Here is a 15624-nt window from a genome sequence, read left to right as displayed (position 1 = left end):
GGGTGAGGGTGGAGATGAGGTTGCGGTGGGTGGAGAGGATGCCCTTGGGGCGTCCGGTGGAGCCGGAGGTGAACATCACGCACGCCACGTCGTCCGGGGTGAGCGGGGTCAGCGGGTTCCTGGTGTGCTGCGCCTCGATGTAGACGCGCTCCGCGTCGATCACCGTCGTGGTCCAGGGGCCCGGCAGTCGATGCGCGTGACGGGTGTCGGTGACGAGGGTGTGCAGGGTGGCGTCGTGGGCGGTGGTGGTGAGGCGTTCGTCGGGGAAGTCGGGGTCGAGGAGGGCGTAGCCGGCGCCGGTCTTGATGACGGCGAGGAGGGCGACGGCGAAGTCGGTGCCTCGCTCCAGGAGGATGCCGGCGAGGTGTCCGCGGGTCAGGCCTCGGGTGGTGAGGTGGTGGGCGAGTCGGTTGGCCCGCTGGTTGAGTTCGGCGTAGCTGAGCGTTTCGTTGCCGCTGATGATCGCGGTGTGTTCGGGGCGCAGGCGGGCCTGTTCCTCGAAGCGTTCGGCGAGGGTGGCCTCCCCGATGTCGCTGCGTGTGCCCGTCCACTCCTCCAGGACCTGCCGGCGCTCGACCGCACCCAACAACTCCACCTCGGACAGCGGTCGTTCGATGTCCTCCAGGGCCGTCGCGATGAAGCGGACGAAGCGGTCGTGGTGCCCCGCGATGGCCTCGATGTCGCACACGTCGGGCGAGGCGTCGAAGTCGATCCGCAGCCCGCCTTCCGCGCCGAGGTCGTAGATGCCGACCGCCAGGTCCTCCACCGGCCCGTTGCTCATGTTGTGCTGGGTGGTGGGCTGACCGCAGAACGGCATGCCCGGCGTGAAGGCCATGATGTTGATCAGCGGGGCCGTGATCCGGCGCTCCGCCTCGCCGAGGCCGAGGTCGCGGCAGATGTCCTCGTACCGGGTCCGCTGGCGCTTGAGGTTCTGCCGGGCCTCGGTGCCCACCACGGCCAGCAGTTCGGCGAGGGTGCCGGCCGCCGCGACCGGCACCCGCAGCGGGATGACGTTCGAGAGCATGCCGGGCGTGCGCCGCGTCAGCTCGGTGGAGCGGGCGGTCACCGGTAGCCCCAGCGACAGCTCGGTGGCCCCGCTGACCCGGTGCACGTACGCCCCCACCAGGGCGATCATCAGCATCGTCCACGTCGAGCGATGCGCCCGGGCCACCTCGCGCAGCCGGTCCGCCTGCGCGGGCGGCAGCAGCAGGGTCCGCCGTACGAAGGGCAGCGCGGCCGCGGCGCCCGGCTCCCGCGCGGTGCGGCCCTCGCCGAGCCGCGGGGTCGGCGCCAGTCCGGCCAAGTGCCCTGCCCAGTACGCCCGATCGGCCGCGCCCGCCTCCGAGGCGCGGTACTGCGCGTCCTCCGCCAGTACGTCCGCCAGCGAACCGAAGGTGCTCGGCCCCGCGGGCTCCCCGGCCGCCGCCCGCTCGTAGAGCTCGACCAGCCGCCGGTCCAGCAGGGCGATGCCCATGCCGTCGATGGCCAGGTGGTGGAAGGCCCCGAAGTAGAACCACCGCTGCGGCCCGTCACCGTCGCCGCCGCCCGCCCTGATCAGTGCGTGCCGGCTCAGCCAGCCCTCCGCCAGATCGAACGGCCGGGCCAGCTCCGCCGCCATCCACGCCCGGGCCGCCGCGGCCGGATCCGGCTCTCCGCTCAGGTCGAGCCGCACCAGCCGGTCCGTACCCGGTCGCGGGTGCACCAGCTGCCACAGCCCCTCCTCGCCCGAGCCGGTGCCGCGGATGCGCATCGCGTCCGCCTCGCGGGCCACCTGGTACCAGCACGAAGCGAACAGCTCGGCGTCCAGCGGGCCGAGGATCTCCCGGTGCTCGCCGATGTTGTAGCGGCGACCGGTGGTGTCGAGCCCGTGGGCCATCCAGATGTCGCGCTGCGCTGCCGACAGGGGCAGCCGCACAGCGGCCGGCCCGTGCGCGGCGCTCTGTTCAGACGGCTTGCGGGGCATGCGGGGACTCCTCGTGATCGCTTCGGTGGTGGGGCGGGGGCAGATCAGATCGGGGATGCTCTCGTCCGGCCAAGCGCCATCCAATGCCCCGGCGGGGGACGCGGGCGGCAGTTGCGACGGCACTCCGCGAGCAGTTCAGGGGGTGGGGGAAGCTGCCGATGCTGCCTGTGCCGGGCAGGCGGACCGTACGATCCCCAGCACCCGGAAGCGCGAACTGCCGCCCTCGTGAGCGGCCCGCACCGCGCCGCTGATCAGCAGCTCGCGCAGCATCCGGCCGCATTCGGAGAGGCTCCGGCCGGTCAGGGCCGTGATGTCGACCAGCTCGAAGTCCTCCCCGGCGCGGGCGCACAGGGCGGCGAGCAGCTCCCGGGGGCCGGGCGCCAGCCGCGCCAGCCGGTCGGAGAGCAGCCGGTGGAAGACCTCGCCACCGGCGGCCCCGCCGAGGTGGTCGAGCAGCGGGACCGGGTCGGCGTCCAGGGTGTGGCACAGGGCGGCCAGGTCGCAGACCACCAACCAGGACGCGGCGGCGGCCAGTGCGCCGGGATGCCCGTCGAGCCGGCGGCAGAGGAAGGCGGTCCGCTCCAACTCGGCCGGTCCGGCGACGAATTCGGGGCGCACGCGGCGCACGTGGTCCAGGAACACCCGTACGGCGGGGGAGGAGGCGACGAGCGGCTCGGCCGCGTCCTGCGCCGGTACCACCAACGGGGACAGCAGGAAGATCCGCTCGCCCGGAGCCTCCCAGGGCTGTTCGGAGGTGACCAGCAGCCGCAGCCCCGGGCTGTCGCGCAGCAGCCGGGTGAGTCGCTCGGCGCCGGGCGGGCCGGGCGGGGCGCCGTCCAGGACGAGCAGCGCGGGCCGGTCCCCGAGGAGCCCGGCGAGCCCTTCGTCGGCGCCGAGGTGGCTGCTCGCCTCCGTGTCGGCGTCGTAGAGCGCCGCGACCGCGGCCGCGACCCGCACCGTCAACTCCCCGTCCGCCGAGGGGAGATAGTCGGTGGGTCTGCCCGGAAACGCGAACCACAGCACCGGCATCCCCTCCCCGTGCAGCCGTCCCGCGACCTCCAGCGCCAGCCGGGTCTTGCCCACCCCGGTCAGTCCCACCACGTTCACCAGCCGCTCCGCGCCGCGGGACAGCTCGCGGGCCAGCACCGCCACCTCGCCGTCGCGCCCCATCAGCGGGTGCAGCGCGGTCGGCGGCGCCGGCGGTTCGGCCAGGGCGTCCCGGCCGCCGCCGCGACCCGCCTGGGCCGCGGCCTCCAGCGCCGCACGGGCCCGCGGTCCCAGCCGCAGCGCCTCGGCCATCAGCCGCACCGTGTCCGTGCGGGGGCGCCGCGCCTTGCCCTGTTCCAGGTCGCGGATGGCCCGCACGCTGATCGTGGAGAGGTCGGCCAGCTCCCGCTGGGTGAGGCCGATCCGCAGTCGGTGCGCCCGTATCAAGGCGCCGAGCCGGGCGGATTCCTGGGGCGAGCTGGTCAGCGTGGCCGTGTTCATATGCGCTCCCGGCATGGGTGTGGGGGAACGGCGGGGCCTGGGGTGATGCGGCCCGGTTCCGGATTCCCATACTCGCCAGCGCGCTATCCCGGGGGCATCGCGGCGGGCCCGTCCCCCGCTATCACCGGGGGGTGGGGCTCCGCGGCGTCGTTATCGCGGCGATAACGAGGGCTGATCCCCGTGATAACGCGACGATAGGAGCGGGACCGGTGCGGAGATTCCACCCCTCCCTAAGTTGGTGTCCAGAAAGAAGGAAGCGCCCCGGAAGACCGGAGCGCACCGACGGAAGGACACCTCTGATGAGCATCTCCCACGCCCTGCGGACCGCCCTCGTCACCGCCGCCCTCGCCGGCGCCGCCGTACTCGGCACCCAGGTCGCCTTCGCCGACAACGCGGCCACCGGCGGTACGGGCGGCGCCACCACCCAGCCCGGCAGCGCCAAGTCCGGCGCCGGTCAGGGCGACGGCGGTCAGGACGACGGCGGCGCGCCGCAGGCCGTCGTCCCCTCGCCGACCGCCACCAAGGTCACCAACCCCTGGGACTGATCCCCCGGGACTTGACCCCCCGGGACTTGACCCCTTGGGACTGCCCCCCCGGGACTGCCCCCCGGGCCCCCCGGGCCGATCCGGCAGGCCGCAGGTCAGGCCCCGGCGACGAAGCCCGCCGCCGGAGCATCGCCCAACAACACCCGCGCCTGCGTCAGTTCCGGCTCCATCCGCCGGTCCCGGAATGTGCGCACCGCGCTCTCCAGCAACTCCCGGGAACGGGAACGCTCACCGGAGCCGCGGGCCGACGAGAGCAGCCGCGCCAGATCGAGGCGCACCAGCGCGGCGCCACCGTGGTCCATGATCTGCTCCCGCACCGACAGCGCCTGGTCGAAGAAGGCCACCGCCGCCGCGTCCCGACCGAGCTCGGCGTGCGCCCGACCGAGGTCCCGCAGCAGGTGCCCCTGGCCGATCACGTCGCCGGTGTCCCGGCACAGCTCCAACACCTCGGTGAACGTCCGCACCGCGCCCTCGTGTTCGCCCTGGCTCTGCAACAACTGCCCCGCCCGGCGCAGCGTCCGGGCCTGGCCGCCCGTGTACCCCACCGACCGGTAGATGCCGAGCGCCTCGTCGAGCCTGCTCTGCGCGGTCGCGCTCTGCCCGCGCAGCATCCAGATCTGCGCGCTCTGGGTCAGTACGATCGCCCGGCCCACCACGTCGCCCACCCGGTCGAAGTCCCGCAACGCCCGGTCGTACAGCGCGAGCGCCCGGTCCTCGTTGCCCCGCATCCGCTCCAGGAGCGCGAGGTCGCGGTGGCACAGCGCCAACCCCTGCCGGTCGCCGAGCTCCTCGAAGAGGCCGAGCGCCGAGGTCAGCGCCGCCCGGGACTCCTCGTGCTGGCTGCGCCCCAGGTGCAGGACGCCGAGCGAGCTCAACAGCGCCGCGCTGCCCCGCTTGTTGCCCGCCGAGCGGACCGCGTCCAGGGCGAGCCGGTGCGTACGCTCCCAGTCGTCGAAGTAGCCGCGCGCCTCGAACAGGGTCGCCAGCGTGGTCGCCAGGTCCCAGCACAGCTCGTCCATGTTCTCGCGCGCCGCGTGCTCCACGGCCTGCACCAGGTTCGCGTGCTCGCTGTCGAGCCATTCCAACGGCTCCACCAACAGCTCCGACACACAGCTCGCCGGCGGCTCCCAGCGCGGCGCCGAGCCGTGCAGCACCGTGAAGTCCCCGCCGTAGATGCGCCGGTGGGCCTGCTCTGCCAGGGCCATCCAGCCACCCATCATCCGGCGCAGCGCCCCCGACTGGGACGCCGGATCGTCATGGGTGGCGAGCTGCTCGCGCGCGAAGACCCGGATGATCTCGTGGAAGCGGTAGCGGAAGCCACCGGTGCTCTCCACCCCGACCACGTCCAGCATCTGTACGTCGACCAGCGGCTCCAGCAGGTCGGAGGGGAAGGGGCGGTCGTCGTCCAGCAGCGCTCCGGCGAGCCAGCCGGGCAGGGTGGGCCCCTGCGCCAGGCTCAGCAGCCGCAGCAGTCTGCGGTCGGCGGGGCCCAACCCGTCGTGGGTGAGCGAGAGGCTGGCCCGCATCGTCATCTCGCCGTGCGTCAACTCGTCCAGTCGGTGCCGCTCGTTGGCGAGGCGGTGCACCATCGAGGCCAGCGTCCAGTGCGGGCGGGCGGCCAGCCGGGCCGCCACGATCCGCAGTGCGAGCGGCAGCCCGCCGACCGTCCGGGTCAACGCTTCGGCGGCGACGGCCTCGCCCGCCACCCGGTCCTCGCCGATCATCCGGACCAGCAGCTCCAGCGACCGCTGCGTGTCCAGGGCGTCCAGCTCCACCCGGTGCGCGCCGGGCAGCGCGGTCAGCCGGACCCGGCTGGTCACCAGGACGGCGCAGCTGTTGCTGCCGGGCAACAGGGGGCGGATCTGGCTCTCGGACGCGGCGTCGTCCAGGACCACGAGCACCCGCCGGGAGGCGAGCAGCGTGCGGTACATCTCCGCGCGCTCGTCCTGGGACTCGGGGATGACCGGGCCGGGGATGCCGAGTGCGCGCAGGAAGCGGCCCAGTACCTCGCTGGAGGTGGCCGGGGTGCCGGTGCCGCGCAGGTCGCAGTACAACTGCCCGTCGGGGAAGCCGGTTTCGCTGACCCGGTGGGCGATGTGCGTGGCCAGGGTCGACTTGCCCGTGCCGGGCTTGCCGACGATGACCGCGAGTCCGACGGCCCGCCGCCCGCGCCCGGCCCCGCCCCCTTCGACGGGGGTGGCGGGTGCGCCGAGCAGGGTCCGCTCGATGCGCAGGATCTGTTCCTCGTCCCCGACGAAGTCCGAGGTATCGGCCGGAAGTTGTCGGGGCAGTTCCTCCCGGCAATCGCTCTGCGGGCCCGGCCCGGAGGCCGTGTCCGGCCCCAACGCGCCCACGGCGGACGCTCCCGCGACCGGTCCCGTGGCGGGTCGGCCACCGACCTCCGGGGCGCTTTCGGGCGCGGGGCCGCGCACGCTCGCGTACGGGCTGATGCCCACCGGCGCGCCCGTGCTGACCTGCGCACCACCGGCCGTGACCGGATCCGCCAGCGCCGTGCCCGCGGTGGCGCCGGCGGCGGGCCCGCCCCGCGCCTCCCGGGCGCGCGGACCGTCGTACGGACCGACCGGGGTGGGCGCGGAAGCGGCGCTCGGGAGGGGACCCGAAGCGGCCGGCGCGAAGTCGCCCGAGGCCTGCGGGAGGGACCCCGGAGGGGCGACTTCCGCGGAGAGAATGGCTGATTCCAACCGCCGCAGTTCGGCGCCCGGTTCGAGGCCCAGCTCGTCGATGAGCAGCTCCCGGCCCACCCGGTAGGTCTCCAGGGCCTCCGCCTGCCGCCCGGAGCGGTAGAGCGCGAGCATCAACTGACCGCGCAGGCCCTCGCGCAGCGGGTGCACGTGGACCAGGAGTTGGATCTCACCCACCAGTTGGTGGTGGCGGCCGAGTTCGAGTTCCAGCCCGATCCGGGTCTCGGCAGCGGTCAGCCGCTCCTCGTCGAGCTGGCGCGCCTTGCTGCGCAGCGTCTCGCTCGACACCCCGCTCAGGCAGTCGCCGAGCCACAGTTCGCCGGCCGCGCGCAGCAGTTCGACGGCCTCCGCCGGACGGCCCCGCTTGGCCGCCGTCCGCGCGTCGGCGACCCGGCGGGCGAAGACGGCCGCGTCGACCGAGTCGCCTTCGGTCTGCAGCACGTACCCCGGGGGCCGGGTGGTGATGGCGGCCGCGATGCCCGCCGTGGAGAAGAGCTTGCGCAGCCGGGACACGCAGATCTGCACCTGGGTGCGCGCCGTGTCCGGCGGCTCGTCGTGCCAGATCAGGTCGACCAGGTAGTCGGTGCTGACCACCCGTTTCGCTTCCAGCAGCAGCGCCGCGAGGATGACCTCCTGCCGGCCCGGGGGAATCCGCACGGGCCCGCCGCTCCCCGTGACCTGTAAAGGGCCGAGGATCCGGAAGACGGGCGCGTCGGGGGTCGACGAAGGCGTCCCGCCGGGTGAATCGGTCATGAGTCTCCCAGCTGGAGGGCACGCCTGATGCGCTCAAGGGTGAACGGAGATGGGGTGGAGAACCGAGATCAGTCTTCCCGAATGTCTCTTCGGTTGTCCATGGTGTGGAGATTATGTGTGACGGTGTGGCCGCTCGGTGTGAACAGCGGATTTCAGCCGGTCAGCGCGTAGGCGGACGCGTGGCGGGGGCTCCCGGTGATAGGACCGGGATAGTCGTGAGTTGCGGCCGCGGCGCACGGTGTGAGTGCCGGTACCCCGCCGGGTGCGTTGTGACGAGAGGACCCCCCACATGAACAGTCGGCCCGGTCGGATCCCGAAACGGATCCCGCCCAGTCGCGTCATCACCGACTCGGGGGTCGAACACGCCCGTCTCGCCTACCACTACCTCGACACCGGGGACCTCGACGGCTACGGCTCCCTGCTCGACGCGGAAGCCGGGGACACCGGGGCCGTTCGCGCACCGGAGCGGTTCTCCACCGGCGGCACCCACGAGATCCACCGCATCGTCGCCGACGGCGACTGCGTGGTCGTGATGGGCCTCAGCCCCGAACGGCGCGAGTTCGTGGACGTGTTCACCCTGTCGGACGAGGGGATGCTGCGGGACTGTCGCCGCTACTTCGGCCACGTCCACCCGTAGGCGTGTCCGGCGGTCGAAACCTGCTGGTCGAGCGACGGCGCGATGTGCGATCTTGGCCCATGCGCAACCAGCGGACCAAGGCCGTGAACACCCTCGCCACCACGATACGCACGGCGGCCCCCGCGTCCGCCGTCACCGCCGGACTGATCGCCGTCCTGGTGGGCGTCACCAGTTCCGCGGCCATCGTCTTCACCGCGGCACGGGCCGCGGGCGCGGACGCCCGGGAGGTCACCTCCTGGATGCTGGCCCTCGGCGTCGGCATGGGCGTGACCTGCATCGGCCTCTCGCTGCGCTACCGCGCGCCGGTCATCACCGCCTGGTCCACCCCGGGCGCCGCCCTGTTGGTGTCGGGGCTGCACGGCGTGACGATGGCGCAGGCCGTCGGCGCCTTCCTCGTGTCGGCCGCGCTGATCGTGCTCAGCGGGCTCACGGGCTGGTTCGAGCGGATCATGGGCAGGATCCCGGTGCCGCTCGCGGCGGGCCTGCTGGCCGGGGTGCTCGTACAGTTCGGAACCGGCCTCTTCCGCAGCATGAACGACCACTTCGCCGTGGTCTTCGCCCTCTTCGCGACCTACCTGCTGGGCCGCAGGCTGCTGCCCCGGTACGCGATCGTCCTGGCGCTCGCCGTGGGCGTGGCCGTCGCGGCCGGCCAGGGATCGCTGCGGCCCGGGCTGGTCCACTTCGCGCTCGCCGAACCGGTCTTCACCGCTCCCGCGTTCTCCTGGCAGGTGATCGTCAGCGTGGCCCTGCCGCTGTTCGTGGTCACCATGGCCTCGCAGAACCTGCCGGGCGTGGCGGTGCTGCGCGGCGACGGGTACGGCAGGGTCCCGGTGTCCCCGCTGATCACGTGGACGGGCACCACCAACCTGCTGCTCGCGCCCTTCGGGTGTTTCGGTCTGAACCTGGCCGCCATCACGGCCGCGATCTGCACCGGGCGCGAGGCCCACGAGGATCCCGACCGTCGCTATCTCGCCGGAGTCTGGGCCGGGCTGTTCTACCTGTGCGTCGGCGTCTTCGGCGGCACGGTCAGCTCCCTGCTGACGGCGCTGCCCACCGCGCTCATCCTCGGCATCGCCGGGCTCGGGCTGCTCGGCACCATCGCCAACTCGCTCTCCTCCGCGCTCTCCGACGAGACCTTCCGCGAGGCCGCCGTGGTCACCTTCCTGGCCACCGCCTCGGGGGTGACCCTGCTGGGGATCGGCTCCGCCTTCTGGGGCCTGCTGGCCGGGGCGCTGACCCTCCTGGTGACGCGGGGCTTCCGTCGCGCGACCTGAACCACGGCGCCGACCAGGACGCGTCATCAGGGACGCGTCGGGGTCGACTCGGGGTGATTCCCGATACGCGGTCAACCCCGCGGCGTACAGGATCACCCCATGAGCAACCGAGCAGTCACCCGTCGCCCGCACACCGCCAACACGCCCTCGAACCAGCATGGTTGGGGTCCCGGACGTACCGCCCTGACGCGCGCCGCCTTCTACGCCGGCCCGCTGTGCATGCTGGTCTACGGAGTCGTCCGGCTCAGCGCCCCCGAGCACCTGCCCGACCTCTCCTGGACCGTCGGGCACCTGGCCATGACCCTCGGTGTGGTCCTCTTCGCGGCCGTCTTCCCGGGGCTGCGCCGACTGGCCGAACCGGTCGCCGGGGCCGCCCGGTGGAGCGCCCGCACCGCCACCGCGCTCGGCCTGATCGGCGTGCTGGCCGTCACCGCCCAGGGCGTGATCGACATCGTCGTCGGTCTGCGCGCGGCCGACAAGCCCGCCATGAAGGAGCTCTTCGAGCAGGTCCAGAGCCAGCCCGGGGTGATGCCCGCCGTCTACACCGTCGGCCCGATGCTCTTCTACGTCGGCCTGGTCTGGCTCGTGGTGCAGCTCGCGGCCACGCGCCGGATCGCCGCCTGGCGTCCCGTGGCCGTGGTGCTCGCCGTGGCCGCGATGGCCGTCAGCCTGGACCTGATCCCGCTCGGCGCCGCCCTCTTCTGCGCGGCCCTCTCCCCGCTGGCGCGCGAACTGACCGCGCCCGCCACCGCGGCGCGGTGACCCCCTTCCGGCCGTGGTGCCAGGTCACGCGCTGTTCTCGTGGGGTGGCAGCGGCTGTCCCCATTTGTCTATGATCATGGGGATCATTGGGGGAGGCGTCGCTCCACGGACCGACCGCCTTCGCCCGGGGGCGCCCCGCCGGGCGACGGCGCGGCGCAGGAGCTGCTCGTCCACACCCCCACCGCGCCGGGTGATCCGGTCCCCGGCTGACGAAACGAGTCCCCCATGCCCTACCTGGTCCGCCACGTCTCACCGGCCGCTCCCGCCCTGCGCCTGGTGTGCTTCCCGCACGCGGGCGGCGGGGCGAGCTTCTTCCGCGGCTGGGCGCGCCACCTGGACCCGTCCGTCGAGCTGTTGGCGATCCAGTACCCGGGCCGGGAGAACCGCTTCACGGAACCGCTGGTGGGGGAGCTGGCCGAACTCGCGGCCGGCGCCACCGCCGAGCTGCTGGCCGAACCCCCGCGCCCCACCGTGCTGTTCGGGCACAGCATGGGCGCGATGGTGGCCTACGAGACCCTCCTGCGCCTGGAGGCCTCGGGCGCCACGCACTTCACCCGGCTCTGCGCCTCCGGACGGGCCCTGGACGCGCCCCCGGTCGGCGCCGGCGAGGTGACGGACGCCGAACTGATCGCCTCGGTCAAGGCACTCGGCGGGTCACACGCCGAGGTCTGGGAGCACCCCGAGCTGCGCGAGATGCTGCTCCCGATCATCCGCAACGACTACCGCCTGATCGACGCCTACCGGCGCGCCCCCGGTACCCCGCCGCTGCGCGCGGAGGTCCTCGCCCTCTCCGGCGACGCCGACCCCCGCATCACCCCGGCCCAGGCCGCCCTCTGGGCCACCGCCACCACAGGCCCCTTCTCCAGCGAGGTCTACGACGGCGCCCACTTCTACCTGACCACCCACGCCGCCAGCGTGGCCCGACAGGCGGTGGCGGGGCTTTAGGGCCTGTCGTCAAAGTCGAGTCTGCCCCGCGGCGCCTGGCACGCACTCTCGCTCCACCGGGCGAAAGCCCGAGTACGTCCAGTACGCGGGCTTCCGCCCGGCGGACCGAGAGCACGCACCAGACGCCGCGGGGCCGCCCTCCGGGCGACGACCCGACTTTGACGACAGGCCCTAGCACCCCACCCGGTGGACGAGACGACCGGCGATGACACGGAGCATCGAAACGCTCCTCACGCCCCGGCCTCGAACATGTCCTCCAGTCTGCCCGCTCGCGGCCCGGGCCGGTCGCCGGGTCGCCGGGGTGCGGGGGCGTCGGGGTGCGGGTCAGCGGCAGAAGTCCATGAGGGTCTCCTCGAAGTCCGGGAACTCGGCGGCCGCCGACGCGACCACGGCGGTGGCCGAGCGGCGCCGGTCCGGCGCGAACCGCTCGGCGATCGCCGCGAACTCCGGCGGGGCGGGCGCCGTTCCGCCGGGCTCGTACGAGGTGACGGCCTCCAGCGGCCCGCGGCCGTCGGCCAGCAGCCACAGGAAGTCGCCCAGGTCGCGCGCGACGACGCCGGTCTCCCCCTCGGACCCGAGGAAGACGACGGGCTGCTCGGCCAGCGGCCGGCCCGGGCGCACCGACCAGAACGCCGCGTACCCGCCCGTACCGTCCTGCCCGAAGACGTGGAAGTCGCTGCCGTCGACCTCGTGGTTCCCGGTCCAGGCCTGGAACCAGTCGGTCGTCTCGGCGACGGACAGGAAGGCGGGGAAGGGCTCGAAGTCGACGCCGTGGCCGTCGGCGTAGTCGAACGGAACGGCCATCGCGGCGGCGAGCGCGGCAGGGAACGGGAGGTCATCGTTGTACATCACCGCAACAGGCTAGCCAGCGGCACGGACAGCGCGGGCCGGGGGTGGTGCCCGGGGGCGGTGGCCGGGGGCGATGGCCCCCGGTGTGCCGCGCCCGAGGGTCAGCCCCTCGCGTGCTGGTGCAGGGAAGCGGCCAGGAGGTGCGAGTCGAGCAGCGAGGCGTCCGCCGTGCGGTCCGCCCGCGCGTAGCCCGCCAGCATCCGCTTGGTCAGGACGAGCGCCTCGGGCGAGCGCCGCACGAGGGGCCCGGTCCAGGAAGCGACCACCTTGTCCAACTGGTCGAGCGGGGCCGTCCGGTGGAGCAGGCCGAGGCGGTGGGCCGTCCCGGCGTCGAAGACGTCGCAGGTGAGCATGAGCTCGCGGATCCGGGAGGCGCCGACCTCGCCGACCAGGCGTCCCATCGCCCCGCCCCACGCCGGCGGCAGCCCCACGCCGACCTCCGGCATGCGGAAGCGGCTGGTGTCCGCACCGGCGCGCAGGTCGCAGAAGGAGGCGAGGGCGAGACCCGCGCCGATGACCCGCCCGTGCAGTCGGGCGATCGTGACCGCGTGGGTGTTCTCCAGGGCCTGGCACAGGCGGTGCGCCTTGTCGGCGATGCGCCGCAGACCGACCCCGGACGGATCGGCGGCCAGCGCCTCCTGGTACTCGCCCCGGTCGGCGCCGAGGCAGAAGTCCGTACCCAGTGACGAGAGCGTCAGGATCCGGACGTCGGGTCTCTCGTGCAGTTCGTCCAGGAGGTTGATGAGGTCGTCGAGGACCGCGGCGTCCAAGGTGTCGTCCTGCCCCCAGGGGTTGAGGCGCACGTGCAGTACGGGGCCGTCCTGGTCGACGCGCACCGCCTTGGGGGCGGTCCGGGCGCGGGCGGGAGCCGGGCCGGGGGTGGGGGCGTGGGTGGGCGTGGGGGAGTGGGCCGGGGTGGCGGGGTGGGGGGATTCGATCATGCGACGGCCACGTCCAGGTTCAGCAGGCGCCGGAACGCCACGCGGGGCGCCATCGACGGGGGGCGTACGAGGGTGAGGCGCGGGAGGCGCCGGATCAGCTGGTGGAGGAGGGTCGTCGCTTCGAGGCGGGCCAGCGGTGCGCCGAGACAGTAGTGGATGCCCCCGCTGAAGGCGAGGTGGCCGGGTGCGCGCCGGGGGTCGAAGCGGTCCGCGTCGTGGTGTCGGGCCGGGTCCCGGTGCGCCGCTCCGACCAGGAGGTGGACCATCTCGTCCCGGTGGATCTCGATGCCCCCCAGCACGCAGTCCTGCGAGGCGACCCGGCTGATCACGTGGGTGGGCGGGTCGTAGCGCAGCGATTCCTCCACGAACCCGGCTACGAGGTCGGGGTCGTCGGCGACCGCGTCCCAGCGCTCAGGGCTCTCGACGAGTCGCAGCGCCGTCGTCGACAGGAGCGTCGAGGTGGTCTCCAGCGCGGCCAGCAGGATGAACAGCACCAGGAAGTAGACGGCCTCGTCGGCCTTGTCCCGGTCGGGCTCGATCCCGTCCCAGGTCCGGATCCACCGGGTGATGGGGTCGTCGCCGGGGCGGGAGCGTCGTTCACGCACCAACTCGGTGAAGTAGACGCGTAGTTCGGCCGTGGCCGCGTCGGACAGTGCCAGTTGGCTGGCCGACGGGAGCAGTTCCTGGGCGAAGACCTGGTCGTGCGTCAACTCCCGCAGCCTGGCCCAGTCCGCCTGTGGCAGCCCGAGCCAGCCGCCTATGGTGGCCACCGGCAGCTCCTCGCAGACCAGCGCGGAGAAGTCGGCCTCGCCGGTGCGTATTCGCTCGGTGAAGGCGTCGAGGAGGCGATCCGTGGTCCGGTCCACGTGGCGGCCGATGCACTCCATCGTGGACCGGTCGAAGGTGCCGGCCGCCCGTCGCACCTTGGTGTGGTCCGGGGTGTTGAGGGCGGCCAGCGTGTTGCTCATCTCGCGCGAGGAGGAGGCGTTCCAGCGCGTCCCCGACTCCTGGCGCGCGCGCCAGGCCCGGTCGGGCTCCAGCCACGCGCGGCTGCGCAGGACCTGGTCGCAGGCGGCGAAGCCCGTCACGACGGAGCCGCCCCAGGGGGCGGGTACGACCTCACCCCGCGCGAGCAGCTCCGCGTAGATGGGGAAGGGGTCTGCCTGCCCTGCGGCCGTCCGCAGACGGGAGAAGAGGGAGGCGGACGCCCTGCGGTCGTACGACGGAGTTGTGGCAACCCCCATGATGGCGGCTCCTTTCTGAAGACCAGCCGCCATGCATACCCACATGATCGTTAAAGCATCCATGGCGGCGGCTACTCAGGAGGTTCGTGGGACTGCTGGGATCACATTCGCCTCATTCGCCCCGGGTCCAGGCCAAAAATCGACTGAACAGGCCGCCCTTGGCCTGCGACGCACCCCCGGCCTTCGCGCGCGCCGGTCCGGCGTGGGACGGCGGGGCGGTGGCGCCGGCGGGCGAGGGGGCCGCCGGCTGCTGCTGGTGCGGCTGACCCGTGGTCGACCCCGCGGCCTCGGCCGCCTGGGGAGCGGACCGCGGCGTGAAGCGGATCGGGAGGGTGACCAGCGTGCGGCTCCACGGACTCGGCGCCCAGGTCAGCGACTTGAACGGGACGCGCATCTCCACGTCCAGCAGCTGGTTCAGCAGCGCCTCCACGGCCGTCACCGTGATCATGAAGGCAGGGTCCTTGGCGGGGCAGGCGTGCGGACCCGCGCCGAAGGCCAAGTGCGCCTTGGTGTTGAGCTGTTCGCGGTGCGCGGTCAGCTTCGGGTCGGTGTTGGCCGCCGCGAAGGAGATCAGCACCGGGTCGTTGGCCCGGACCACCCGGTTGCCGAGTTCGACGTCGTGCGTCGGGTAGTGGGCGGCGTAGTTGGCGATCGGCGCGTAGTTCCAGAGGGTCTGCGAGACCGCGTCCTCGACCGGCAGGCCGACCTGCCAGTCCTCGCCGAGGTACAGGGCGCTGCTGGTGCCGATGGCAGCGGCGAGCGGGGCCGTACCGCCGGACAGCAGGGTGACCAGCTGGTGCAGCACCTCCTCGTCGCTGAGCTGCGCCGGGTGCTCCATCAGGCGCGTCGTCAGGTCGCCCGTCGGCCGCCGCCGCTTGAGGGCGATCAGCTCGGTGAGCGCCGCGCCCAGGACCTCGTCGGCCCCCGGGGTCCCCTCGAAGATGCCGCTGATCCCGGCGATCACGCGGTCGCCGATCTCGGGCGGGCAGCCGAACAGGTCGCTGAAGACCAACAGGGGCAGCGGCTGGGCGTACTCGGCCATCAGCTCCGCCTGCCCGAGCACGTCGGTGCTGAACTGGCTGATCAGGTATTGGGCGGACTGCTGCGTCTGCCGGATGAGCTGGTGCTCGTTGACCGTGGCGAGACTGTCGGTGACCGCCCGCCGCAGTCGGGCGTGTGCGGCGCCGTCGCTGAAGAGCGCGTTGGGGCGGTAGCCCATCATGGGCAGCGCCGGGCTGTCGGCCGGGACGCGCCCTTGGGCCAGGGCGTTCCAGCGGCGGGAGTCGCGCACGAAGGAGGCGGGGTTCTGCAGGACGTAGAGGGCCGCGTCGTAGGTGGTGACGAGCTCGGCCTGGACGCCGGGGGCGATGTCCACGGGCGCGCTGTGCCCGAAGGAACGCAGCTGCGCGTAGTGGCTGTCGGGATCGGCTCCGAAGGCGGCGCCGTACAGCTGGACGTTCCCGTGCGCGGGGCAGCCGGGGGGTATCTCCTGGGGATCACGGGGCTGTTGCATTCCTGCGC

Annotated in this window: 12 protein-coding genes; 5 read left to right on the top strand and 7 right to left on the bottom strand. The window is 73.3% G+C overall.

What is annotated here, in order from left to right; translation table 11 throughout:
* Both ACIQWR_RS16325 and ACIQWR_RS16320 read right to left on the bottom strand, forming a co-directional pair.
* Window positions 1-1963: condensation domain-containing protein (locus ACIQWR_RS16325; RefSeq protein WP_404009329.1), on the bottom strand; the 1963-nt coding region annotated here is incomplete at its 3' end.
* Window positions 1964-2098: 135 nt separating this feature from the next.
* Window positions 2099-3451, bottom strand: a complete 1353-nt coding sequence (locus tag ACIQWR_RS16320) for a helix-turn-helix domain-containing protein (RefSeq protein WP_404009327.1) — start codon at window positions 3449-3451, stop codon at window positions 2099-2101.
* A 299-nt stretch (window positions 3452-3750) separates the two neighbouring features.
* On the opposite strand from ACIQWR_RS16320, the gene ACIQWR_RS16315 reads away from it, so the two are divergent.
* A complete protein-coding gene (locus tag ACIQWR_RS16315; protein WP_404009324.1) occupies window positions 3751-3996 on the top strand; it encodes a hypothetical protein in 246 nt (81 codons plus the stop codon).
* A 95-nt stretch (window positions 3997-4091) separates the two neighbouring features.
* Here ACIQWR_RS16315 and ACIQWR_RS16310 read toward each other — a convergent pair whose 3' ends face one another.
* Window positions 4092-7451 carry an AfsR/SARP family transcriptional regulator gene (locus ACIQWR_RS16310; RefSeq protein WP_404009321.1) on the bottom strand — a complete coding sequence of 1120 codons (3360 nt, stop codon included), beginning with the start codon at window positions 7449-7451 and terminating at the stop codon, window positions 4092-4094.
* A gap of 289 nt (window positions 7452-7740) precedes the next feature.
* On the opposite strand from ACIQWR_RS16310, the gene ACIQWR_RS16305 reads away from it, so the two are divergent.
* From ACIQWR_RS16305 to ACIQWR_RS16290, 4 genes are all read left to right on the top strand, one after another.
* Complete coding sequence (locus ACIQWR_RS16305; protein WP_404009318.1) at window positions 7741-8088, top strand: hypothetical protein; 348 nt, start codon at window positions 7741-7743, stop codon at window positions 8086-8088.
* A 59-nt stretch (window positions 8089-8147) separates the two neighbouring features.
* The gene (locus ACIQWR_RS16300; protein ID WP_404009315.1) at window positions 8148-9362 is read left to right on the top strand and encodes a benzoate/H(+) symporter BenE family transporter; all 1215 of its coding nucleotides are present in this window, start codon (window positions 8148-8150) and stop codon (window positions 9360-9362) included.
* Window positions 9363-9461: 99 nt separating this feature from the next.
* Window positions 9462-10124 (top strand): hypothetical protein, encoded by a 663-nt coding sequence (locus tag ACIQWR_RS16295; protein WP_404009312.1) that lies wholly within the window; start codon window positions 9462-9464, stop codon window positions 10122-10124.
* 225 nt (window positions 10125-10349) lie between these two features.
* Window positions 10350-11069: a thioesterase II family protein gene (locus tag ACIQWR_RS16290; RefSeq protein WP_404009309.1), complete on the top strand. Its 720-nt coding sequence runs from the start codon at window positions 10350-10352 to the stop codon at window positions 11067-11069.
* A 324-nt stretch (window positions 11070-11393) separates the two neighbouring features.
* Here ACIQWR_RS16290 and ACIQWR_RS16285 read toward each other — a convergent pair whose 3' ends face one another.
* The 4 genes from ACIQWR_RS16285 to ACIQWR_RS16270 form a co-directional block, all read right to left on the bottom strand.
* Window positions 11394-11918 (bottom strand): SMI1/KNR4 family protein, encoded by a 525-nt coding sequence (locus ACIQWR_RS16285; RefSeq protein ID WP_404009399.1) that lies wholly within the window; start codon window positions 11916-11918, stop codon window positions 11394-11396.
* 101 nt (window positions 11919-12019) lie between these two features.
* On the bottom strand, window positions 12020-12859 hold the full coding sequence (locus ACIQWR_RS16280; protein WP_404009307.1) for an enoyl-CoA hydratase/isomerase family protein: 840 nt from the start codon (window positions 12857-12859) through the stop codon (window positions 12020-12022).
* Entirely contained in the window at window positions 12856-14103 is a 1248-nt protein-coding gene (locus ACIQWR_RS16275; protein ID WP_404009304.1) for a cytochrome P450, read from the bottom strand. Before ACIQWR_RS16275 ends, ACIQWR_RS16280 begins: the two co-directional genes overlap by 4 nt.
* 112 nt (window positions 14104-14215) lie before the next feature.
* The gene (locus ACIQWR_RS16270; protein WP_404009301.1) at window positions 14216-15616 is read right to left on the bottom strand and encodes a cytochrome P450; all 1401 of its coding nucleotides are present in this window, start codon (window positions 15614-15616) and stop codon (window positions 14216-14218) included.
* Window positions 15617-15624: the final 8 nt, after the last annotated feature.

Source organism: Streptomyces sp. NPDC098789, assembly GCF_044759975.1.
Taxonomy (GTDB): Bacteria; Actinomycetota; Actinomycetes; order Streptomycetales; family Streptomycetaceae; genus Streptomyces.
Note: the sequence above shows the minus strand (reverse complement) of the source record. Positions and strands in the feature narration are given on the sequence as shown.

Coding starts and splice junctions, on each gene's coding strand:
- ACIQWR_RS16320 (WP_404009327.1), bottom strand. CDS start 3,451: ATGAACACGGCCACGCTGACCAGCTCGCCCCAGGAATCCGCCCGGCTC.
- ACIQWR_RS16315 (WP_404009324.1), top strand. CDS start 3,751: ATGAGCATCTCCCACGCCCTGCGGACCGCCCTCGTCACCGCCGCCCTC.
- ACIQWR_RS16310 (WP_404009321.1), bottom strand. CDS start 7,451: ATGACCGATTCACCCGGCGGGACGCCTTCGTCGACCCCCGACGCGCCC.
- ACIQWR_RS16305 (WP_404009318.1), top strand. CDS start 7,741: ATGAACAGTCGGCCCGGTCGGATCCCGAAACGGATCCCGCCCAGTCGC.
- ACIQWR_RS16300 (WP_404009315.1), top strand. CDS start 8,148: ATGCGCAACCAGCGGACCAAGGCCGTGAACACCCTCGCCACCACGATA.
- ACIQWR_RS16295 (WP_404009312.1), top strand. CDS start 9,462: ATGAGCAACCGAGCAGTCACCCGTCGCCCGCACACCGCCAACACGCCC.
- ACIQWR_RS16290 (WP_404009309.1), top strand. CDS start 10,350: ATGCCCTACCTGGTCCGCCACGTCTCACCGGCCGCTCCCGCCCTGCGC.
- ACIQWR_RS16285 (WP_404009399.1), bottom strand. CDS start 11,918: ATGTACAACGATGACCTCCCGTTCCCTGCCGCGCTCGCCGCCGCGATG.
- ACIQWR_RS16280 (WP_404009307.1), bottom strand. CDS start 12,859: ATGATCGAATCCCCCCACCCCGCCACCCCGGCCCACTCCCCCACGCCC.
- ACIQWR_RS16275 (WP_404009304.1), bottom strand. CDS start 14,103: ATGGGGGTTGCCACAACTCCGTCGTACGACCGCAGGGCGTCCGCCTCC.
- ACIQWR_RS16270 (WP_404009301.1), bottom strand. CDS start 15,616: ATGCAACAGCCCCGTGATCCCCAGGAGATACCCCCCGGCTGCCCCGCG.